This window comes from Streptosporangium oxazolinicum (assembly GCF_039537505.1).
In the GTDB taxonomy this organism is placed as follows: Bacteria; Actinomycetota; Actinomycetes; order Streptosporangiales; family Streptosporangiaceae; genus Streptosporangium; species Streptosporangium oxazolinicum.
In genome coordinates this window covers 509,379-531,529 of record NZ_BAABAQ010000004.1, presented here as the reverse complement: position 1 = coordinate 531,529, position 22,151 = coordinate 509,379, and the positions used below count along the sequence as shown (strand labels likewise).

The following is a 22,151-nucleotide window of genomic DNA, read 5'->3' as shown; positions in this document are numbered from 1 at the left end:
CCGGTTCGCGCCGGGGGGCATCAGGTGAGCGCGGCGAAGGCGCCCGCCCCGATGAGGGCGACGGCCCAGGCGAGGTCGAGGTTGAACCACGCCTTGCGGAGCACCGCCACGCCCAGCCGCTCGTAGACGACCAGGGCCAGGACGGTGGTCGTCACCAGCATGGACATCGTGTGCACCCCGGTCGCCAGCAGGCTCTGCGAGGCCAGCGTGGCGGCGTCGTGCCCCTCGTGGCCCCCGTGCCCGCCGTTCAGGGTGACCGGGAGCACCATCAGCCCGGCCCCGTGGGCGGTGGCCATCAGGAACGACCACCCGGCCAGCTGCCACTTCGTCACCTTCATCCCGACCCAGCGGGGATGGCGCCGCCTCAGCAGCCGCCAGAGACCGAACCCGCACACCACGGCCGCCACGCCGTACGAGACCGCTCTCGGCGGGGCGGCCAGCCGGGCCGCCGACACCAGCCCGAGCGTGATCAGCACCGAGCCCGCGTGGCCGAGCACGATGGGCGGCAGCGCGCGCAGCACCCCGTCGCGCGAGCGTTCCTGCAGTCCGAGCGCGACCGCGAAGAGCCAGCCCATGGCCGGGTTCAGGCCGTGGAAGGCGCCGAGCCCGGCCAGGACGAACAGGGATGTCAGATCCATCGGCCGCGCCTCGCGGAGAGCGCGAAGGCGGCGCCCGGTGGGCGGGTGACCCGGATCACGGGAAGCAGTAGGAGTCGGAGGAGGAGTCGCCACCTTGCAGGCGGACCTGGTGCGCGCGGCGGCCGTCGGAGGCGAAGTCGACGAAGAAGCCCGGGTCGAGGGCGATCGAACCGTCGTCGGCGATGTCCACCTTCGCCATCCAGCTGGAGATGCCGTCGGGGTAGAAGACGTCGTCCCAGGAGCGGTAGAGCGAGTTGGTGAAGTAGACCCGCCGCCCGTCCCTGCTGGCCTCGACCATCTGCGGCCCCCCGTTCAGCGCCCGGCCCGGCGCCGCCGGGTGGCCGTCGCGCCTGGCGATCCCGCCGATCCGGACCGAGCCGGTCTCGCGCGGCGCGAACGGGTCGGAGACGTCGTACGCCTTGAGCTCGCCGGTGCCCCAGGCGGAGACGAGCAGGATCCGGTCGTCGAGGGTGAGCGAGATGTCGCTGACCAGCGGTGGCACCGCGCCGAACTGCTTGAGCGGCTCGGGCAGCAGGTCGGGGTCGGCGGGTTCGGCCGGGATCGTGATCGTCTTGCGGGCCTTCCAGACGCCGTTCTCCAGGTACCAGGTGAAGATGTTGGCCGACAGGTCCTCGACGTTGATCACGGTGTTGACGAAACCGTAGGTCTTGGTCGGGTCGTGGGCCGGCCGGAGCTCCAGGGCCATCTGGTGCTCGTCGCCCAGGTCGATCTCCTGGAGGTGCCTGCGCTTGACCAGGTCCCAGACGTGCAGCCTGTGGCCGTACTGCCGGCCGACCAGCAGCTCCAGCGAGGGCCCCGGCTCGATCTGGTTGGGTGTCCCCCACTCGCTGGAGATCATCGTGTCGTGGCCGAGGTGCCACCAGAAGTCGTAGTGCAGCCGCTGCGGCCCCCGGTCGATCTCCCAGCGGCCCTTGGGCTCGAAGGTGTCGTGGTCGAGCGTGAACACCCCGCCGGGCGCGTCGCCGTCCACGTTGCCGAGCGCGCTGACGTAGATGGCGTCGGTGCCGCAGTGGACGGTGTGCGGACGGCTGTAGCCGGTCTTCTCGAAGATCGTCTCCGGCTCGATCGTCTTGACGAGCTTGGGGCGCCGGGGATCGTCCTTGACGTCGAAAATGTAGATCCTGCTGGACCTCAGGCCGGGAAGGACCAGGTAACGCCGCTCCACGTGCGGATGTGGCGCGTACGGGCACAGGGCCGCGCTGCACACGTTCCAGCCGAAGTGGTGAAGCTCGTCCCCGGGGACGGACATGTCGTGCACGTCGGCGATCGCCCCGGTCGACAGGTCGATCGTGGCGAGCCCGTCGGGCCGGTCGTCACCGGTCGTGGCGAGCAGCGCGACGTAGGCGAGCTCCTCCCTCGGGGCCGTCATGGCCTCGCGGGCTGACGGGTAGAAGGTGGGATCGGGCTGAATGAGCGCCACGGCGGACTCCTGAACTCGTAGCCGGAACCGGTACCCAACTAATCTTGTAGGAAAACTGTCTATTGTCCAGAGGTGATATTGCGTGACCGGCCTGGACGGAAGGTGCGTGGCCGGTTGGCCGGCCGGTCGGTCCTCCCGGCTCGCGGGCCGGTGAACGCGGGAGACGGCCCGCGTGGTCGCGGGATCTTCCGACGATGGAGGCGGTCGGTGGAGGGTTTCGGCGGAGGTTTTCGACAGAGGCTTCAGAGACTCGCGGCACAGGGTTTCGAAACAGGGTTTCTCAACAGGGTTTCGAACAGGCGGAGAGGTGCGGGGTGTGACGCCCGCACCTCTCCGTATTTCAGTTGACGGCCACCCGCCTCGTGCGGCCGTTCCCGGGTCTCACTTCCCCGGTCCTAGGAACCTTCGAAGTGAACCACCGGGCCGGGGCACGTCAATCGACCTGTTTCCATGAGGCCCCTGGAAAACCTCAGCAGATCCTCAGGGGCGCGCAGACGGTGGCCACAGGAGTGGCCCAGACAATCGGCGCCCTGACGATGTGGGCGGTGATAATCGGCGCCCTGACGATGTGAGCACCGGTTATCGGCTGACTGGTGACCGAGCCGCTGGTTGACGTCGATCCGGGCGGTCCGGGGGGACCCTGAGGTCCTTCCGGTCCGGCTGGTCCAGGGGGGCCCTGAGGTCCTTCTGGTCCTGCTGGTCCTGCGGGTCCTTCGGGTCCTTCGGGTCCTGCGGGTCCTGCGGGTCCTGCGGGTCCCTCCGGTCCGGGTGCGCCGTCGGTGCCTGCGGGTCCGGCTGGTCCCTCGGGTCCTGCTGGCCCAGGTGCGCCGTCAGCGCCTGCGGGCCCGGGTGCGCCGTCAGCCCCTGCCGGTCCTGCCGGTCCTGCTGGTCCTTCGGGTCCCTCGGGTCCGGCTGGGCCTGCTGGTCCTTCGGGTCCGGGTGCGCCATCGGCGCCTGCGGGTCCGGCTGGTCCCTCGGGTCCTGCTGGTCCTTCGGATCCGGCTGGTCCTTCGGGTCCTTCGGGCCCTGCGGGTCCTTCCGGTCCTTCGGGTCCTTCGGGTCCTTCGGGTCCTTCGGGTCCTTCGGGTCCGTCAGCGCCAGCGGGTCCTTCCGGTCCGGCTGGTCCCTCGGGTCCTTCTGGTCCTGCTGGGCCTTCCGGTCCTGCTGGTCCTTCGGGTCCGGGTGCGCCATCGGCGCCTGCGGGTCCGGCTGGGCCTTCAGCGCCTGCGGGTCCCTCCGGTCCGGCTGGTCCTGCTGGTCCCTCTGGTCCGGGTGCGCCGTCGGTGCCTGCTGGGCCTTCCGGTCCTGCGGGTCCCTCGGGTCCTGCTGGGCCTTCGGGTCCAGGCGCGCCATCGGCGCCTGCTGGTCCTGCGGGTCCCTCCGGTCCTGCGGGGCCGGGTGCGCCGTCAGCGCCTGCTGGTCCGGCTGGGCCTTCCGGTCCTGCGGGTCCCTCGGGTCCTGCTGGGCCTTCGGGTCCAGGTGCGCCATCGGCGCCTGCTGGTCCTGCGGGTCCCTCCGGTCCTGCGGGGCCGGGTGCGCCGTCAGCGCCTGCTGGTCCGGCTGGGCCTTCCGGTCCTGCGGGTCCCTCGGGTCCTGCTGGGCCTTCGGGTCCAGGTGCGCCGTCAGCGCCTGCTGGTCCTGCGGGTCCCTCAGGTCCGGCTGGTCCTTCGGGTCCGGGTGCGCCATCGGCGCCTGCGGGTCCTTCCGGTCCGGCTGGGCCTGCTGGTCCTTCGGGTCCGGGTGCGCCGTCAGCGCCTGCTGGTCCGGCTGGTCCCTCAGGTCCGGCCGGTCCTTCCGGTCCGGCTGGTCCTTCCGGTCCTGCGGGTCCTGCTGGGCCTGCGGGTCCGGGTGCGCCGTCGGTGCCTGCGGGTCCTTCCGGTCCGACCGGTCCTGCTGGGCCTCGGGGTCCTGCTGGGCCTCGGGGGCCAGCCGGGCCCCTGGGGCCTGCGGGGCCCGGTGGGCCCTGGATCCCGTCAGGGATGCGGCAGAGGAAGGACGGCAGACCGAGCCACCTGCACAACGGGATGTAAACCGCATCGCTCGCGGTGGGCTTCAGCCCCTTGTGGATGATCGTTTCGGTGGTTACGGAGTCCCTGCTGCGGATCACAGCGGGCAGGGCTATGAAGTTCGTGCAAATGCTGGAAAGCAGGACAGGGCAGGGGTCGCCCTGTGTGTTCTCGGTGGATCGGATTTCGTCGTGGCGAGCCTGTGCCGATATCTGAAGTTGCGAATCGGCTGAAACTGGGACAGGGGAGTGCAAAAGAAGGACGGCCCCGGCGAGCGCGCCGCCCGCAAGGGTCCGTTTCATGAAAGTAGACACGTGCGTTGTCTCTCCCCTCCTATTAAGAGAAAACGCCGCGCAGCCATTCTTGGGGCGTCCGGGAGATAGGCAGGAGAGGTGCGACCCGAACCTGGAATGGAAGCTTGATGGAGGGCGCGCGTTTCTTTGCGCTCTGCGCATTTGGGTCTCTATATAAAACCCTAATATCACTGTTGTCGTGATTAGTCGTATAAGTGAACCATGTGAGATAAAACGTAAATTAGGCCATCGGATTGTTTCGCACTAAGGTTCCGTGGTCGTAGCCGGGTCCAGTTACCGGGGTCGATGCCCGGCCTGATGCCCGGCCCCGTGCGAGCTCGCGTGGCCGGACGGCGCCGGGGCGCGGAAAGCCCGCCGGTAGGCCGAGGGGGAGGTGCGCATCGTCCGGGTGAAGTGGTGGCGGAAGGTCGCCGCGCTGTCGAAGCCCACCGCGGACGCGATCTCCTCCACCGGAGCGGAGGTGGACTCCAGCATGGCCAGGCTGGCCGTGACCCGCTGGGAGATCACCCAGCGCAGCGGGCTCGTCCCGGTCTGCCGCCCGAAGTGCCTGATGAACGTACGCCGGGACATGTGCGCGGCCTCCGCCAGGGCGGCGATCGTGATGGGCTCCGCGAGGTGTTCCAGCGCCCAGGCCATCGCGGTCGCCACGGCGGCGCCGTCCTCCACCGGCGTGACCGCGGCCTGGATGAACTGTGCCTGCCCGCCCTCCCGGTGCGGGGGGATGACGAGCCGTCGCGCGACCTCGTTGGCCACGCCCGGCCCGTAGTCCTTGCGCACCAGATGGATCAGCAGGTCCAGCCCCGCCGCGCTGCCCGCGCTGGTCAGCACGTCCTCACCGTCCACGTAGAGCACGTCCGGATCGACCTTGACCCGTGGGAACCTTCGCTGGAGCAGTCCGGCGTACCTCCAGTGGGTCGTCGCCTCCCTGCCGTCCAGCAGTCCGGCGGCGGCCAGCGCGAACGCCCCCGAGCAGATCGACACGACCCGCGCCCCCCGGTCGCGGGCCCGCCGCAGTGCCGCGACCACCTCGCGGGACACCTCGCCGCGGACGTCCGCCACCCCGGGCACGATCACCGTGTCCGCGGCCACCAGCGTGTCGAGGCCGTGTTCCGCCCGCATCGTGAACCCGCCCGTGATCCGCAGGTCGGCGGGGCTCTCGGCGCAGACCGACAGCTCGTACCAGGGCACCTCCAGCTCGGGGCGGGCGATGCCGAAGATCTCGACCACGCAGCCCAGCTCGAAGGGGGACATGCCGTCGAAGGCGAGTACGGAGACGGTGGGGCGTGTGGCGCGGGGCATCGGCGGCGGGAGGAGCATGGCGAGATATTAACGATAAGCGGCATTCATGCCACTGTCGGGCCCGATATGTCGCCCGGCACCATTGCTCGTGCCGGGTATCACGACCGGCGCCACCACACGTGCCGGGTATCACGACCGGCGTCACCCACAAGCCGGGCACCGCGACCGGCACCATCGTCCCCCGCCGACCTCGCAGCCACCGCCGTCATGCAGCCACCGCCGTCGTCGCGATCGCCGTCATGCAGCCACCGCCGTTATGCAGCCATCACCGTCGTCGTCGCGATCGTCGTCACGCAGCCACCACCGTCATCGTCGTCTGAAAGGCCACTCATGTCTGTCACCGCTCCTTCCTCCTCCGCCGTCACCGCGATACCGGCCGCGGGGAACGCCGACGCGCTGGCGCACTTCGCCGCCAGGCTGGCGTTCGAGACCGACGTGTCCGACGTCGCCGCCGACCTGGCCGCCGGGGTCACGGACATCGTCGTGGTCGACTCCCGGAGCCGGGAGAGCTGGGATCAGGGCCACGTCCAGGGAGCTGTCCACCTGCCCACCGCGCTGATCGCCGACCGCGCCCGCTCGGTCGTCCCCGCGGGGACGACCGTGGTGACCTACTGCTGGGGACCGGGGTGCAACGGCGCCACCCGGGCCGCGCTGGAGTTCGCCGGGCTCGGCTACCCGGTCAAGGAGATGCTCGGCGGCTTCGAGTACTGGGCCAGGGAGGGCTTCCCCGTCGAGACCGCCGAGGGCGTGTCCCGTCGCCCCGTCGACGCCCTGACCGCACCGGTCTCCGGCATCGCCTGCGCCTGCTGACGTCACCCCGCCAGGCGGCGGGCGTACGCGGTGGGGGACACGCCGATGACGGCGGTGAAGTCGCGGGTGAAGTGGGACTGGTCGCTGTAGCCGAGATCGGCGGCCAGCCGCGACCAGTCGGTGGCCGGCCCGGCCCGCTCGGCGGCCTCGTGGACGCGGTAGCGGCGGATCACCCACTTGGGGGAGACCCCGACATAGTCGCTGAACAGCCGCTGCAGGTGCCGGACGCTCAGCCCGTGCAGGGCGGCCAGATCGCCGACGCGGACGATGGACGGGTCGGCGAGCACGCTCGCGACGAGGTCCGCCGCCCGCTCGGCGACGGGGTCGCGGGCGGGGAGCCGCGCGAGCAGGAATCCCTCCACCGCCCGCAGGGCCTCCTCGTCGGAGACCGAGGAGGCGGCGAGTACGGCCGGGGCCACCGCGTCGGCGTCCGGACCGAGGATCCGGGAGGCCGGAACGAGGCGATCGGTGATCGTGGAGAGCGGGGCACTGAGGAAGGGACGGAAACCGGCGGGCCGGAAGCGGCTGCCGACCACCACCCCGCTACCGGTCAGGACCTCCAGGTAGTCACCGGTGATGACCCCGGCCACGCGGGAACCGTGCTCGTCGAAGACCAGGTTCACCGACGGGTGGGACACGATCCGCTGCTCGTACGGTTCGTCCAGCTCCCAGCGGACGATCCAGTGGTGCTCGACGAAGGGCGCCAGGGCCGGGTGGCACGCGTGGCGCCCGTAGCGGAACCGGGCCGCCCCGAAGTTCAGGATGCCCCGGGTGTCGTCGGCGGGCGCGCCCGCCGTACCGGCTCGGGAGAGCCCGGGACCGGGCGGACCCGTCACGACGGGATGGGGATGTGGACCCCCGGCAGGCCCTCCGGTTCCTTGCCCGGATACTCGCCCCCCAGCATGGTGGCCACGGTGTAGAGGTGCCAGGCCTGGTTGGGCTTCTTCAGGACGGGTTCGGCGAACAGCTTGCGGACCTCGTCGGGCCTGACGATGGGCGCCAGCAGGTCCAGGCGGCCGAGGACGTGGTCGCGCATCAGGCCGGTCAGCTCCACGCCGGGGCTGGTCCGCCAGTTCCAGCCGCCCCCGCCGGTCTTCGGCGCGGTGAGCGGCGCCTGCGGCCTGCGCTGCCAGGGGTAGTAGCGTCTCCCCGCGGTGAACCGCCACGGCTTGCCCTCGACCGGGATGTCCCTGAGCGAAGGCGCCAGGACACCGAGCAGCTCGTAGATGACCTCCTCCGACAGCCGCCAGGTCTGGTCGAGGCCCAGCGCGGCGCGGACCACCCGGTTGTCGAGGAACGGCCAGATCTGGTCGCCCCTGCGCAGCGAGCCCGCCCGCGCGCTCGCGTGCCAGCGGCCGACCTTGTAGGAGATGTACATGTGGTCGAGCGCCTCCAGCGGAGCCCGCTCCCGCCAGGGCCCGGCCAGCTCGCGGGCGTGCTCGTTGGCCTCCTCGGTGAACAGCGCCGGGTCCCGCAGGAAGGTCACGTCCACCCGGCGGCGCAGCGCCTTCTCCGTCAGGTCGGTCTGGAGCAGCAGCAGACCTCCGGCCCGCAGGATCTCCCCGCTCTGCCCCGACATGGTGGGCTTGGCGCTGTAGGGGAGGTAGCCGACGATCGACTCGTACGCCGACGTCATGCCCTCGCAGGCGCGCAACGTCTCGTAGGCCCGCGCGAGGGGGTGCTCGACGACGATCGCGTCCTTCTTCTCGGCCTCCTTGGCGCGGGCCGGGGGGATGACGGTGTGCTCGACGCGGAGCGCGCGGGCGATCCGACCGGCGATGATCACGTCGGGATGGGTGTCCAGGCCGTTGGTGGTCGCGCGCAGCGGGATACCGGCCGCGTGCAGTGTCGCGGCGATCAGGCGGCTGTCCCTGCCGCCGGTGAGGGCGAGGTTCACCGGCTCCCCGGCCGCGCGCAGCGGCTCCACCGTGGCCAGCAGCGCGCTCGCCAGCTCGCCGACCAGCTCCTTCTTCCCCCTGCGCGACGTGGGCGCGGGCACGGCCGAGGGGAGCGGGGTCGTGGTGACCGTACGGTGGCCGCCCCTGACGGTCACCGACGAGGACGGCGGCAGCGCGCTCACCCCGCGGTAGGGCGTCTCGTCCGACAGGAAGTACCCCTGCCTGATCATCGACTGCAGCGCGAGCACGTCCCACTCGACCCGGTCGCCGCCGCCCGCGAGGTGGACCAGCAGCGCCCGGCTGCCGATCACGTGCACGTCGGGGGTCTCGGCGTAGTAGACCGGGCAGACCCGGTGGATCGCGGTGGCGGCCGACAGCTCGTCCTCGGTCGCCCGGAACGCGGAGAAGCACCCGCCGACCGCCTCGGTGTCCAGGCTCGGCATGGCCGCCAGCCGGTTCACGTCGTCCGGCGCGGCCAGGTAACCGTTCACCCCGGTCACCCGGTCGTGCCCGGTCTCCAGCAGGGGAGGCCGCCGCGAGTCGTCCGGCTCGTTGGTCCAGGCGAACACGGCGATGCCGGGACGGTGCCACTCCCGGGATCTGATGACCTCGGGCGGTACGGGGAAGGCGCTGTCGATCGCGCCCCTCACGGTGTGCAGCATCGCCTCCGGTATACCGGCTCCCTGGTGTTTGGCCGCGAGGCCGAGGTACACGCGCATGGTGCAGGATCCTATGTCGCGTTTTTTCAAGACAGCTGGGAATCCGGCTCGGCAGCATGGCCGTCATGAACGAGATGCTGTCACGCGCCGTCACCGGCGCGGCGGCCGTCGCCCGCGGTGTCCGCGACGACCAGCTGGACCTGCCCACCCCCTGCGACGGCTTCGACGTACGGGAACTGCTCGGCCACCTGGCCTGGACCGCCGCGATGTTCGAGGCGCTGGCCCGCCGCGAGCAGCCGCCGCCGCAGGACGCCGACCACGCCCCCTTCGAGGAGCGGGCCGCCGCGGTGCTCGCCGCCTGGTCCGAACCCGGGGTGACCGAGGGGACCAGCCCCACGCTGGGGATGCCCATGACCGTGGTGCGCCAGATGGTGCTGGGCGACATGGCGATCCACGGCTGGGACCTGGCCAGGGCCACCGGCCAGGACTACGAGGTGGACGCCGCCACCGGCGAGGCCGTGGCCGCCTTCGTCGCGGGGATGGCGCCGCGGGGACGGCGGATGGGGGTCTTCGGGGAGGAGGTGCCCGTGGCGGAGGACGCCTCGCCGTTCGACCGGGCGCTCGGGCTCAGCGGGCGGGACCCGGCGTGGGGACGCTGAAACCCGATCACGTGCCGAACACGGTTTGCGCTCGCTTGGGTCAAGCTCTCGGCGGACCGTAGGGAGGAGTCGTCATAGGGGAGGACACGCATCCCTAGGAGGCGACATGAAGTCACGTCCGCTCGCCATCGTTCTCGCGGTGCTCGCCCTGCTCGCCCTGATGTTCGCCGCCGCCTGCGGGGGTTCGGGCGACAGCGCCCCCAACAGCCGGCCGATGCACGAATCCGGGAACGCGGTCCCGGCCATGCCCTCAGAGCCCTCAGAGCCCTCAGAGCCCTCAGAGCCCTCGGACGCCTCCGCCGAGGCCGGGTCCGAGGCCCGCGCCACCACCGAGGCCGAGGATCCCCGGGCCGAGGCCACCCGGCGACGCGACACCTCCGCCGAACAGATCTCCACCTTCGCCCTCGACGTGGACACCGCCTCCTACGGCTACAGCAAACGGACCGTCACCGAGGGCAGGCTGCCGGAGGCGGACCGGGTCAGGCCGGAGGAGTTCGTCAACTCCTTCGCGCAGGACTACGCGGAGCCCGAGGACGACGGTTTCACCGTGCACATGGACGGTTCCCGCACGCCGGGGAACGGCACCGCGCTGCTCCGGGTCGGCCTGCAGACCAGGAGGGCGAACGCGGAGGCCCGGCGCCCGGCGAACCTCACCTTCGTGGTGGACGTGTCCGGCTCGATGGGCGAACCCGGCAGGCTCGACCTGGTCAGGGAGGCCCTGCACAAGCTCGTCGACCAGCTCGGGCCCGGCGACCGGGTCTCCCTCGTGGCCTTCAGCGACGAGGCGGACGTCGTCCTCTCCATGACCCCGGCGACCGACAGGGAGAAGCTCCACGCCGCCGTCGAACGCCTCGCCACCCAGCAGTCGACGAACCTGGAGGCGGGACTGACCAGCGGTTACGCCGAGGCCGCGGCGAGTTTCCGGCCGGTGGCCGTCAACCGCGTCATCCTGCTCTCCGACGGCCTGGCCAACGTCGGCGACACCACCTGGCAGGGCATCCTCGACCGGGTCGAGGAGGCGGCGGCCAAGAAGATCACCCTGCTGTGCGTCGGCGTCGGCCGCGACTACGGCGACGAGCTGATGGAGCAGCTCGCCGACAACGGCGACGGCGCCGCGGTCTACGTCAGCTCCGTCGACGACGCGCGCAAGGTCTTCGTCGAGCAGCTCGCCACCACCATCGACCTGCGCGCCCGCGACGCCAAGGCGCAGGTCGTGTTCAACCCCTCGGTCGTGGAGTCCTACCGCCTGATCGGCTACGAGAACCGGCGGATCGCGACCGAGGACTTCCGCGACGACACCAAGGACGGCGGCGAGATCGGTCCCGGCCACTCGGTGACGGCCCTGTACGAGGTCCGGCTGCGCGGCGGGGCGTCGGGCCAGCTGGCCACCGCCACCGTGCGCTGGCAGGACCCCGACACCCGCGATCCCGCGGAGGCCGCCCGTTCCCTCGCGGCGAGCGACCTGGCGGCCTCGCCGTGGGAGGGGCCCACGCCGAGGTTCCAGGTCGACGTGGTGGCCGCGGGCTTCGCCGAGTATCTCCGCACCGGGGAGAGGATCGCCGGAGCCGCGCCCGGCGACCTCGCCGCCCACGCCACCCGCCTGGCCGCGGCCACCGAGGACCCCGCGGTGACCGAGCTCGCCAGGCTGATCGAGAAGGCCGCGTCGCTCCGGTAGGCGCCCGTACGCGCCGTGATCGGGCGGGCCGGTTCCCGCGAACCGGCCCGCCGGGTTCGGTCCGGTGGCCGGATCTTGAGCGCGAGGTGGCGGAGCGGGCCGGGAAGCCTTCCGTTGTGTCCGGTGACCGGATCTTGGGCGGGGCCGCCGCGGTTACAGGGTGCGGAGTGATTTCCTATACACTGGCGTGGTCGCCGGGCTCGGCCCGGAGACGTTCGGGGTGACACCCGAGGGGCTATGGCGCAGCTGGTAGCGCGCCTCCATGGCATGGAGGAGGTCTGGGGTTCGAATCCCCATAGCTCCACGCCGGGCCGTTCTCGAAACGGCCTGAGGGACGTCAGCGAGATCCCGTCCGATCACGATGATCGGGCGGGATCTCGTCGTTTCCGGAGCGCTCCGGTCGAGTCGCCGAGAACGACGAGACCGGCCATGAGCGTGCTCCCCGATGGTTTCGCGGGGGAGCACGCCACATGGCCGGTCGTTTTCTCAGGTGCCCGGCCCGGGAGGGGGGTCAGGACCGGGCACCTGCCCGAAGGGTTACTGGCCGGTGATCACGAAGCTCGTCCCCGGCTGTCTCACGATGTTGCCGTCGGCCGAGTTCGTGATGGTCACGTTCGACAGGATCGCGTTGCCGCGGGCGCCGCTCATGGCCAGGATCCCGGCCCCGTTGTTGGACTTGTCGATCCTCACATTGGTGATCGCGACGTTCGGCATGTTGCCGCCGCCGGTCTTGAACTGGATGCCGTCGTAGGTCGAGTCGACGATGTCGGTGTCACGGATGGTGACCCCGGGAATCTCATTGCCCTGCGGGAACAGCGTGATCGCTCCGAACTCCTGGTCCTCGTTCCAGAAGGCGCCACCCGTGCGGTACAGCCCGTTGTTGGCGAGCAGCGTGGTCCCCGAGAAGGGCAGGGGGCTGTGGTCGGTCGCCAGCATGATGCCCGGGTAGTTCATGGTGTCGTAGATCAGGTTGTTCTCGGCGGAGTTGTCGTAGCCGCCGTAGATCGCGATGCCGTTCGCCCGCCAGGGCAGCTGGATGGTGTTGTTGACGAAGTGGTTGTCGTGCGTGTTGTCGACGACCCTGTCCTTCACCGCCTGGTTGGCCCAGATGGCGAGGGCGTCGTCGCCGGTGTTGCGGAACGAGGAGTTGAACACCCGCGAGTTCCGCGTGCCGTTGGTGAAGTTGATGCCGTCGGCGTAGGTGTTGCGGATGCGCATCCCGCTGAACAGCAGGTTGTCGCCGGGACCCCACAGGGCCGGAATGTTGTCGTAGTCACGGCCGACCCAGGCACCCACGTTGGCGTGCTCGATCCACACGTTGGTGATCTTGGTGTTCAGGCCGAACCGGCCGTTCAGGCCGACCCCGCCCTCGTCGTTGCCGTCTCCGCCTCGGATGCGGCCCGAGCCGAAGATGGCGATGTCGGAGATCTGGGTGTTGCTGTCGATGTCGAAGCCGAAGTTGCCCTCGTGCGGGTGGTTGATGCCGCCCACCACGTCCTGCGGCTCGGTCAGGGTGTACAGCTGGGAGTGCCACATGCCCGCGCCGCGGATCGTGACGTTGCTGATGCCCACCTGGTTGAACTGACCCCGGTTCAGCGGGTCGTCGGTGAGGATCTTCTGCTCCTGGCGCCACTGGCCCGCCGGGATCCACACGCAGCTGATGACGCCGTTCTGGTCGTCCGTCACCGCCCGCTGGATGGCGGCCGTGTCGTCGAGCCCGTCGTTGGGCACCGCGCCGTAGTTCGTGATCGAGGTGCAACCGGCCGGCTGGCTGGTCGGCGGCGCCACCTGCTCCAGGTCGATCAGGTCGATGATGTAGAACGAGGCCGTGTCGCCCGCGTCACGCTGCAGCTTGAACTTGGTGCCGGCCGGGTAGCTCTGCGAGAGCAGCGCGTGCGACTCGTCGAACAGCCTCCGGGCGTCGCCCTGGGGGGTGTTCGTCAGCGCCTCGGGGCCGTCGGTGTTCCCGTACAGCCAGCTGTGGCGCGATGAGAGGGTCAGCTTCCTGGAGAAGGTGCCGTTGATGTAGAGGCTGATGGTGGCCTCGATGCCGCCGCCACCGGCGGCGTCGGGGATGGAGTTGCGGACCACGATCGAGTTGGAGGGGTTGGTCGAGGTGAACTCGACGAACTGGCCCGTGCTGTTCAGCCGCACCGACTTGCGGCCCGAGGACTCGGTGGCGAAGTTGGTGTGCCCGAAGGTGCGCAGCGGGTCGGTCTCCAGCAGGGTGCCCTGGTAGCTGGCGGACTCGGCCTCGTACTCGACGTACGGGACGGCCGCGCCGCGCCCGACCACGATCGACTGCGTGAACGTGTTGTTGTTCTCGTTCGTCTCGGTGACGACGTTGGTCGCGTCGGCGGTCGCGGTGATGGTGGCGCCGCCGCTGGTGGCGGTCCAGGTTCCGCTGACGGCCACGTTGACCGTCGCGCCCGCGGCGATCGACGCGGTGTTGCCGTTGAGCGTGGTGCCGCCCACCGTCACGCGGGTGACCGTGGTCGCGCCCGTCGCGGTGGTGCCGCGGTTCTTCACCGACACGGTGAAGGAGACCGGCGCTCCGACGGCCGGGTTCGGCGGGTTGGAGGTGACGCCGAGGACCTGGAGGTCGGGGCCGGGAGCCTGCGCGACCACCAGCGGCGACGACGCGGTGAGGACGTTGTTGCCCTCGTTCTGCTCGAAGACCGTGTTGTCCGCGTCCACCCTGGCGCTGACCGTGTAGCTGCCCTCGCCTCGGGTGCCGATGTTGTGGGTCACCGTGGCGGTGGCGTTGGGGGCCAGGGCGGGGATGGCGACGGTTCCGGCGACCGTGCCGTCGAGGTTGAAGTTGACGCTGTCCGCGGGGGAGGCCGCGGTGCCCGCGTTCCTGACCGTGGCCGACAGCGTGATCGCGCTCGCCTCGTTCGGGGACGCCGGGGTCCACGAGAGGTTGGTGACCGTGAGGTCGGGGTTCGGCGCGGGGACGCCGAAGACCTGGAACTCGGCGACCTGCCCGCCGGGCGCGCCGCTGTTGCTGGTGAACCTCAGCTGCACGTCGGCGACGGTGGCGGAGAGGTTGATCGTCACCGAGTTGCCGCCGGAGGCCGGGTTGAACGTGTAGTTCTGCGCCGACACCAGGTTGGTGTAGCCCGTGGCGTTCTGCTCACGGCCCAGGACCTGGATGTTCTGCGTACGGGTGCCCCACGCGGAGTCGGGGTTGAGCTTCACCACGACCGAGCTGACGCTGGCGTTGGCGCCGAGCTTGGCGGTCAGCGTGTTCGGGAACGCGCCGGAGTTGGCCTCCCAGTAGGTGGCCAGGTTGTTGTCGTTCGCGTTCGCGGCGACGAACGAGTGCACGTGGCCGGACGCGACCAGCTCCTTGCCGATCGCCAGGTTCGAACCGGGCTCTCCGCCGGTGCCGGTGCGGGTCACGGAGTTGCTGTTGGCCGACTGGTTGCCCGCCGCGTCCTTGGCCCGCACGAAGTACGTCACGGTCGCCGACGCCGGCTGGGTGTCGGTGTAGGTCAGCACGTTGCCGACGCTGCCCCGCAGCTGGTTGTTGGCGTAGATGTCGTACCCGGTGACGCCCACGTTGTCCGTGGAGGCGGTCCAGGCCAGCCTGATCTGGCCGGTGGCCGGCTGGGTGAAGGCGAGGTTGCCCGGGGCCGACGGGTTCTGGGTGTCACCGCCGCTGCCGGCGGCGCCGTAGATCTCGAACTCGGAGATCTGCGCGGCGGGCCAGCCGGTGTTGGCGGTGACGTGCACGCGCCAGTAGCGGTGGGAGACGGCGCCGAAGTTGATCGTGACCGTGTTGCCGGTCGCCGGGTTGAACGTGTACGTGGCCGAGGGTACGACCGTGCTGAAGGTGTTGCCGTCAGCGCTTCCCTGGACCGAGAGCGTCTGGGTGCGAGTCTGCCAGGCGGCCGGCGGGGGCAGCTTCAGGACGATCTGCTCGACGCTCGTGGCGGTGCCGAGGTCGATCCGCGCCCACTGCGGGAAGCTGTTGTTGGCGCTTTCCCAGTACGTGGACTGGTTTCCGTCGTTGAGGGCGGACACCGGTTGCCCGCCCGTGGAACTGCTGGCCAGGGTCGCCTTGCCCGGCGACAGATTGGGTCCGGCTGCGGCGGAGGCCGGGACGACCGACCCCACGAGGAGTAGACCGGCGGTGGCCACCATGGTCGCCACCAGCCGTAACGGTCTGTACAGCATTCTCATTCGCGCTCTTCTTCTCTCGTCAGGCACGGCAGGGCCGAGGCGTGAAGGCGCGAGCCTTCACCGCACACGTAATGGGGGGCAGGTGCACGACGCAGTGCATCTCTGGAGAGTTGCGAGGAATAGCAAGAAAATGAACAGTAGTTTGCAATATTCTTGCATGGCGTTGGCCAAATGTTACATACGTGCTACGGGCACGTCAACGGCTGGGAAGCAGCTTTCTCAACTGACTCGACGCGAGATGTGACAAGGGGTCAAAACGGCCGTGAACGCCGGGCCGTGGATGCCGGGAGTGGACACCGGCTCGCGGACGCCTGGGCGTGGACACCGGGCGTACGGACACCGGGAGTACGGACACCGGGCGTACGGACAGCGGGAGTACGGGCACCGGGGCGTGGGCACCTGGGAGTGGACACCGGGCGCGGATACCGGTCCTGAACGCCGGGGCCGCCGGCTCACCGGCCTGGCGGCGGGGCGGGTCGCCCCCGCGCGCGTCGCCCGCCGTTCTCCGGCGCGCGGGGGCTGTCGTCCTCAGCCCAGTTCGTAGTCGAGGTGGAAGGAGTGGGCGCCGTCGTCGTTGACGATCTGGCCGCCGCCCCGGATGCCCAGCAACTCGCCGGTTCCGGAGTCGGGGAGGATCGTCCAGCTCAGCGTCTGTTCCCCGGCGTGGCCCCCGGCCGTGTGGTGGAGCACGAAGGTGCCCTCGCGGCCGTGGAGGGTGCCGGTGAAGCGCTCGAAGCCCACGTAGGCCGCCGACGTCTCGACCCGGGGGATCGCGGTGATGATGTCGGTGGTGCTGGTACCGGCCAGGTCGCCGTCGAAGGTCTTGGTGATGTGGACGCGGGAGAGCGTGGCCCCCTCGGCCTCGTCGTAGGGCTGCGGCTCCCAGCTGTCGATGGTGAAGGTTCCTGTGGCGCGCGGCATATGGGGCTCCCTGGTGAAATTTCGGGTTTCGCGCCCATCCTGGCGGCCGTACCTGTCACCTGGTGTCAGATACGCGCCCGCCTGGACCTGCTACGACAGGCTCCATTTGTCCATGTTCCAGGTGATGGTCGACTGGGCGGGGTTGGGGATGACGTTCTGGAGCGTCTCGTCCCACGCGCTGAGACCCGGGTGCTGGAACAGCGGGATGGTGGCCAGGTCGCTCCAGAGTCTCTTCTCGATCGCGCCGATGATCGGGTTCTGGGCCGCCAGGTCCACCGTCGAGTTCAGCTTCGCGATGAGGCGGTCGACCTGCGCGCTGGAGTAGCAGCCGTTGTTGTTGCCCTTGTTCTGGGCGTCGCACTTTCCCGGCGAGATGAAGTTGGAGGCCCAGCCGCTGACCAGGGTGGAGCCCGACCAGGCGAACAGGGCCACGTCGTAGCCGTTGCTCGGCATCACGGTGTCGAGGAAGTCCTCGGAACCCTTGTCGACGACCTTGAAGCCGGCCTTGTTGCAGGCGTCGATGATGAGCTGCACCGCCGCGGTACGGCGCGGGTTCGGGGTCTGGTAGCCGATGCTGATCTCCAGGCCCGTCTTGCCCGCCTTGCGCAGCAGCGCCCTGGCGCCCTCGATGTCCTGCCGCGCGTACAGGCCCGCGCTGCCGCTGGCCGCGACGACCGCGGCGCTGTTGGCCTGGAAGGGGGCCACGGTACGGACCTCAAGGGGCTTGGCGGCGGGTGAGACGGGCCCGATCAGGGTGTCGACGATGAGCTGCCTGGGCACGCACCTGGCGAACGCCTCGCGCAGCCTCCTGTCCCTGAACGGGCTGGAGTCGAAGTTGAAGTCCAGGTGCTCGTAGGTGTACTTCTCGAAGACACCGACCTCCACGCCCCGCAGCGACTGCAGCTGCTTGAGCACGTCGGGCCCCGGCTGCGGCTCGACGATCTGGACCTCGCGGTTCTGCAGCGCCTGGGCCTGCTCGTCGAGGGTGATGAAGCGTTCGACGATCGTCGGGGTCGCGGCTGGAGTGCCCCACCACCTGTCGTTGGCGACCAGGGTGAGCCGCTGCCCGGCGTCCAGTCTGGAGAGCTTGTACGGCCCCGAGGACGGGATCAGCTCGGCGTCGGGCAGCCTGCCCTCGGAGACCCAGCCGTCGTTGAAGAACCTGATGCCCTTCTCGATCCGCTTCGCGTCGGCCCTCTTGACCGCCGCGATGAAGTCCTCCTCGGACAGGCCGTCCTGCTTGGCGACCACGTGGGCGGGCAGCATCTCGGTCGCGCCGGGACCTCCGGCCACCCAGTCCGCGAACGGCTTGTCGTAGACCAGGGTGAACTCCCTGCCGCCCTTCTCGCAGTCGGGGACCCGGGTGTCGCGCAGACCGGTGGTGTCGGCGGAGGCGAAACCCCTGACCTTGCCGGACCGGAAGGCCCACCACAGCATGACGTCGTCGCAGTCGATCGGGACGCCGTCCGACCAGATCGCCCTGTCGTTGATGGTGTACCTGACGCTCAGCGGGTCGTCGGAGACCTTCTCGTACGTCCCGAAGTCCTTGTCGGGGGTGATCGCGCCCTTGTCGCCGTAGAACCAGAAGCCCGTCAGCACCCGCTGCAGCGGGCCGGTGTTGCGGGTGGCGTTCTCCGCGGTGGTGTTGTTGTTGTAGGAGTGGAACTCCTGCTCGTACGCGTAGGTGATGGTCTCGCTCGGCGGTGCCGACTCCGCGCCGGAGGCGGCGGGATCGTCCATCGGGCCGGTGTCCGCGCAGGCGCTCAGCAGGAGCGCGCCGGTCGCGAGCAGCGTCAGGAACCCTCCCGGCCTTCGTGCGTGGAACACGGCACCACCCCTTCGATCGCCCGGTCTCCGGTCGGCCCCCCTACCGGCCGGGCATCGTCACTTCTCGCCGCCCGGAGGAGCCCGGGACGGACATCGCGCCTCTTGGTGACCATGCCGGACGCGAGACCCTCAGATCAGGAGAATAGAAAAAACATAACCTTTGAGCGAATTCACCCAATATGTGAGATGGCGATCTCGCGAGTTCGCGACACGGGCGCCTCGGGGCGCTGGCCTGATTCTTGCGGTTATTGGCGCTCGGGCCGCTCGTGGGGCAACGCGCCGCACCAGGATTATGGAGCGCATGAAAACGACTCCTCGGGCGCCCGAACGTAAGCTGCACCGCGCCTGGATCGTGGCCGGGGTCGCGTTCGTGGCCATCCTCGGCGCGGCCGGTTTCCGGGCGACGCCCGGCGTGCTGATCACGCCGCTGCAGGAGGAGTTCGGCTGGTCCCGGGGCACGATCTCACTGGCCGTCTCGGTCAACCTCATGCTCTACGGGCTGACCGCGCCCTTCGCCGCCGCCCTCATGGACCGCTTCGGCATGCGCAGGGTGGTGACGTACGCCCTGCTGCTGGTCGCCGCGGGCAGCGGGTTCACCATCCTGATGAACGCCCCCTGGCAGCTCGTCCTCTGCTGGGGCGTCCTGGTCGGTCTCGGCACCGGGTCGATGGCCCTGGTCTTCGCCGCCACCCTCACCGAACGCTGGTTCGTCCGCCACCGCGGCCTCGTCACCGGCGTGCTGACGGCGGGCGGCGCCACCGGGCAGCTCGTCTTCCTGCCCGTCCTCGCCCACTTGGCGGCGGACAGGGGGTGGCGGTCGGCCGCCGTCACGGTCGCCGTCGCCGCCCTCGCCGTGGTTCCCCTGGTCTGGTTCCTGCTGCGCGACCGGCCGGAGGAGGTGGGCACCACCGCTCTGGGCGCCGATCCCGCCGCGCCCCCGGCCGCCCGGCCGGCCCGGGTGGGGGGCGCCGCCTCACGCGCCCTCGGCGTGCTGTGGAGCGCGGCGCGCACACGTCCCTTCTGGCTGCTCGCCGGGGGGTTCGCGATCTGCGGGATGAGCACCAACGGCCTGGTGGGCACCCACTTCATCCCCGCCGCCCACGACCACGGCATGGCCGAGCCGACCGCCGCGGGACTGCTCGCCCTGGTCGGGATCTTCGACGTGGTCGGCACCATCGCGTCCGGCTGGCTGAGCGACAGGGTCGACTCGCGCATCCTCCTCGGCGCCTACTACGGGCTGCGCGGCCTGTCGCTGATGGCCCTGCCCAGCCTGTTCGGTGCCACCGCCGAGCCCAGCATGCTCGTCTTCATCATCTTCTACGGCCTCGACTGGGTGGCCACGGTCCCGCCGACTGTCGCCCTGTGCCGCCAGATCTACGGCCCCGACGGAGCCGTGGTGTTCGGCTGGGTCTTCGCCTCCCACCAGGTCGGCGCCGCGATCGCGGCGGTCGCCGCGGGAGTCACCCGCGACCACTTCGGCGCCTACGACCTCGCCTGGTACGCCGCGGGCCTCCTCTGCCTCGCCGCCGCCGTCATGTCGGTCGTCATCACCAGGAAGGCCGTCACGGGGAAGTCCACCGCCGGGAAGTCCGACGGGGAGGCCACCCCGGAGGAGCGGGCATCCTTGAAGGCGTGAGAGAACGAGGCGGGCGAGCCGCGGCACACGAAACCGGATCGGACGCGCGGCGGACGGGGGAGACCGGATGACCGGCGCCGGGGACGGGGCGGCAGGGACGGAGTACGGGACGGCGGGTATCGCCGGGCAGGGACCGGACGCGGCGCGCGGGACGACGGCCCCGGCCGGTGCCGGGACGGAGGCGACGGGAGGGAACGCCGATCTGGACAGGAGGGTCCTCCCGCTCGTGGTGCGGATCGAGCGCTCCGCGCCGCCCGAGCGGACCGACGCCCTGGAGGCGGCGGCCCTGGCCGTGCTGGCGCTGCTCGACGACCCGCGCGCCCTCGACGACGGCGAGTGGGCCGGGGCGGTACGGATCTGGGACGGCAGCCGGTTCAGGAAGGTCGTCCGGCGGGCACGCGGGGCGGAGTGGCGCAGGGTGCTCGACCTGCCCGGTGTCACCGTCACCTCGGGCACCGCCGAGGTCCGCGTCCACCCGCCGGTCCCGCTGGACGGCTGGCCCAAGGACCTCTCCAGGCTCCAGGTCTCCGGTACCGAACTCGCCGACTCCTCCGAACCGGGACCGCCGGGGGACGTGGTGCTCTGGCTCAACCCGGGGCTGACGATGTCGGCGGGCAAGGCCATGGCCCAGGCCGGGCACGCCGCCCAGCTCGCCTGGCAGGCGAGCGGGGACGACGCCAGGAGGGCCTGGCGGGACAAGGGCCTGGCGGTCTCCGTACGCACCGCCGATCCCGCCGCGTGGGCCGGGCTGGTCGCCTCGGGCCTGCCGGTGGTCAGGGACGCCGGGTTCACCGAGATCGAGCCCGGCTCCCGCACGGTCGTCGCGGACGCCCCGTGGCTGCGCGGGGGCGGCCGATGGTGATCGGGTGATCGGGTGACCGGCGAATTCGACGGTGGCGGTCTTGTCACCCGCCGGTGCGTACGGCCGACGGATTGGTGCGCGTCCTCGCCTCGCGCGAGGAGACGTCGAACCTGAGCTCCACCTGGTGTTCCACGAACATCCCGGCACCGTCGCGGGGTGTTTTCCACCGGGGTGAGGAAGGTACTCGTTCCCGAAGTGTGATGGGGATCCCGCACGGGAAAACCGGATTTGTCGTACGCTCCCGATCGTGCTCGATGGGTTGGGTGGGACTCAGGGGACCCGGGAGACGGGTTCCGCGCCGACATACGTGACCGCCGAGGCGGCCACGTCGGAGATGCCGAAAATCATGGCCGAGAGCCCCCCGAAGCCGATGGACTCCCCCGTGAAGCGATCCCGCATCGGCGACCTGCCGATGCGCGTGATCTACCGCATCCTGGCCGTGGGCGTCGCGGTGATCCTGGCCGCTGTCGCGACGGTGGTCGGCTTCGTCTCCTCGGGCTCCCCAGATCAACCGGGCGAGGGGAAAACGGGGCAGATCGCCGCGCCATCTGCCGCGCCACCCTCGCCCGGTTCAGGCTCGGCGGAGCCGTCCACCCCGGCGACGGAGCCGTCCGCCTCGGTGTCGCCCTCGGAGACCCCGTCCGCGTCGGAGACCCCCTCCGCGTCGGCGTCCCCCTCGGGGAGCCCCTCCGAGACGGCCGCTCCCTCCTCCGCGCCCGACGGCTCCGAGCCCGCGCCCGACCGCAGCGCCGTCATCGCGGCCCTCACCGACCCCCGGGTGCCCGACCTGCCGCGCGACAAGCGGCTCGGCCGCCTCCCCGGCAAGGCGGACAAGAGCAAGCGCCGCGTCCAGGACGGCAAGTCGGGCGTGTCGCTGGTCCGCCTGGGCAAGCCCTGGAAGGCCTTCGGCGCGTCGCCGTTCTCCACCAAGCAGGTGCTGCCGAAGGCGAAGGGAGCCGGTCACCGGGCGATGCTCGTGAGCTGCCCGGTGCCGATCCTGGTGCAGAAGGAGGCCAAGGACACCGCGCTGCTGGCCGCCCGGTGGACGCTCAACCACCACCCCAAGGGCAGCAAGATCAGCTGGACCGCCTCGCAGTCGATCAAGGACGGCTGGCTGCTCGCCTACCGGGTGAAGTACAAGGTGAAGGGCAAGGCGCGCTCCTCCATGGCCGCCGTCGCCGTGACCGAGGTCTCCGGCGCCAAGCCCGCGATGCTCTTCGCGACGATTCCCGACGCCCAGAACAAGTACTGGCGCGCCATCAACACCGCGGTCTCCTCCCTCCGATTGAAGTAACCCCCACCTGGGCAGGAATCGCCT

General features: G+C 70.5%; 15 protein-coding genes and 1 tRNA gene. 7 read left to right on the top strand and 9 right to left on the bottom strand.

The genetic code is table 11. From position 1 onward, the window contains the following. Positions 1-20: 20 nt before the first annotated feature. The 4 genes from ABD817_RS15220 to ABD817_RS15205 all read right to left on the bottom strand — a co-directional run bounded on the left by ABD817_RS15220 (position 21) and on the right by ABD817_RS15205 (position 5,716). On the bottom strand, positions 21-638 hold the full coding sequence (locus tag ABD817_RS15220) for a hypothetical protein (RefSeq protein WP_344918542.1): 618 nt from the start codon (positions 636-638) through the stop codon (positions 21-23). Positions 639-693: 55 nt separating this feature from the next. Further along, on the bottom strand, positions 694-2,079 hold the full coding sequence (locus ABD817_RS15215) for a selenium-binding protein SBP56-related protein (RefSeq protein WP_344918541.1): 1,386 nt from the start codon (positions 2,077-2,079) through the stop codon (positions 694-696). Between the two features lie 579 nt (positions 2,080-2,658). Next, complete coding sequence (locus tag ABD817_RS15210; protein ID WP_344918540.1) at positions 2,659-4,116, bottom strand: hypothetical protein; 1,458 nt, start codon at positions 4,114-4,116, stop codon at positions 2,659-2,661. 556 nt (positions 4,117-4,672) lie between these two features. After that, positions 4,673-5,716 (bottom strand): helix-turn-helix domain-containing protein, encoded by a 1,044-nt coding sequence (locus ABD817_RS15205; protein WP_344918539.1) that lies wholly within the window; start codon positions 5,714-5,716, stop codon positions 4,673-4,675. A gap of 312 nt (positions 5,717-6,028) precedes the next feature. On the opposite strand from ABD817_RS15205, the gene ABD817_RS15200 reads away from it, so the two are divergent. Then, positions 6,029-6,508 carry a rhodanese-like domain-containing protein gene (locus ABD817_RS15200; RefSeq protein ID WP_344918538.1) on the top strand — a complete coding sequence of 160 codons (480 nt, stop codon included), beginning with the start codon at positions 6,029-6,031 and terminating at the stop codon, positions 6,506-6,508. Between the two features lie 2 nt (positions 6,509-6,510). On the opposite strand, the gene ABD817_RS15195 is transcribed toward ABD817_RS15200, so the two are convergent. Both ABD817_RS15195 and ABD817_RS15190 read right to left on the bottom strand, forming a co-directional pair. Beyond that, a complete protein-coding gene (locus ABD817_RS15195; RefSeq protein WP_344918537.1) occupies positions 6,511-7,344 on the bottom strand; it encodes a DUF6597 domain-containing transcriptional factor in 834 nt (277 codons plus the stop codon). Then, entirely contained in the window at positions 7,341-9,125 is a 1,785-nt protein-coding gene (locus ABD817_RS15190; protein WP_344918536.1) for an asparagine synthase-related protein, read from the bottom strand. The genes ABD817_RS15195 and ABD817_RS15190 overlap by 4 nt, the downstream gene beginning before the upstream one ends. Positions 9,126-9,190: 65 nt before the next feature. On the opposite strand from ABD817_RS15190, the gene ABD817_RS15185 reads away from it, so the two are divergent. The 3 genes from ABD817_RS15185 (at position 9,191) to ABD817_RS15175 (ending at position 11,703) form a co-directional block, all read left to right on the top strand. After that, the gene (locus ABD817_RS15185) at positions 9,191-9,724 is read left to right on the top strand and encodes a TIGR03086 family metal-binding protein (RefSeq protein ID WP_344918535.1); all 534 of its coding nucleotides are present in this window, start codon (positions 9,191-9,193) and stop codon (positions 9,722-9,724) included. 106 nt (positions 9,725-9,830) lie between these two features. Beyond that, positions 9,831-11,399 (top strand): vWA domain-containing protein, encoded by a 1,569-nt coding sequence (locus ABD817_RS15180; RefSeq protein WP_344918534.1) that lies wholly within the window; start codon positions 9,831-9,833, stop codon positions 11,397-11,399. A 231-nt stretch (positions 11,400-11,630) separates the two neighbouring features. Next, a tRNA-Ala gene (locus ABD817_RS15175) sits at positions 11,631-11,703 on the top strand. Positions 11,704-11,936: 233 nt separating this feature from the next. Here the strand turns inward: ABD817_RS15175 and ABD817_RS15170 are convergent. The 3 genes from ABD817_RS15170 to ABD817_RS15160 all read right to left on the bottom strand — a co-directional run bounded on the left by ABD817_RS15170 (position 11,937) and on the right by ABD817_RS15160 (position 18,335). Beyond that, on the bottom strand, positions 11,937-15,587 hold the full coding sequence (locus ABD817_RS15170) for a CARDB domain-containing protein (protein ID WP_344918533.1): 3,651 nt from the start codon (positions 15,585-15,587) through the stop codon (positions 11,937-11,939). Between the two features lie 528 nt (positions 15,588-16,115). Beyond that, a complete protein-coding gene (locus ABD817_RS15165) occupies positions 16,116-16,508 on the bottom strand; it encodes a DUF3224 domain-containing protein (RefSeq protein ID WP_344918532.1) in 393 nt (130 codons plus the stop codon). A 90-nt stretch (positions 16,509-16,598) separates the two neighbouring features. Then, positions 16,599-18,335 carry an ABC transporter family substrate-binding protein gene (locus ABD817_RS15160; protein WP_344918531.1) on the bottom strand — a complete coding sequence of 579 codons (1,737 nt, stop codon included), beginning with the start codon at positions 18,333-18,335 and terminating at the stop codon, positions 16,599-16,601. Between the two features lie 301 nt (positions 18,336-18,636). On the opposite strand from ABD817_RS15160, the gene ABD817_RS15155 reads away from it, so the two are divergent. From ABD817_RS15155 to ABD817_RS15145, 3 genes are all read left to right on the top strand, one after another. Next, a complete protein-coding gene (locus ABD817_RS15155; protein ID WP_344918530.1) occupies positions 18,637-19,971 on the top strand; it encodes an MFS transporter in 1,335 nt (444 codons plus the stop codon). 67 nt (positions 19,972-20,038) lie between these two features. Further along, positions 20,039-20,833, top strand: coding sequence for a peptidyl-tRNA hydrolase (locus ABD817_RS15150; protein WP_344918529.1), 795 nt, complete (start codon positions 20,039-20,041; stop codon positions 20,831-20,833). Between the two features lie 382 nt (positions 20,834-21,215). After that, positions 21,216-22,127: a hypothetical protein gene (locus ABD817_RS15145; protein ID WP_344918528.1), complete on the top strand. Its 912-nt coding sequence runs from the start codon at positions 21,216-21,218 to the stop codon at positions 22,125-22,127. Positions 22,128-22,151: the final 24 nt, after the last annotated feature.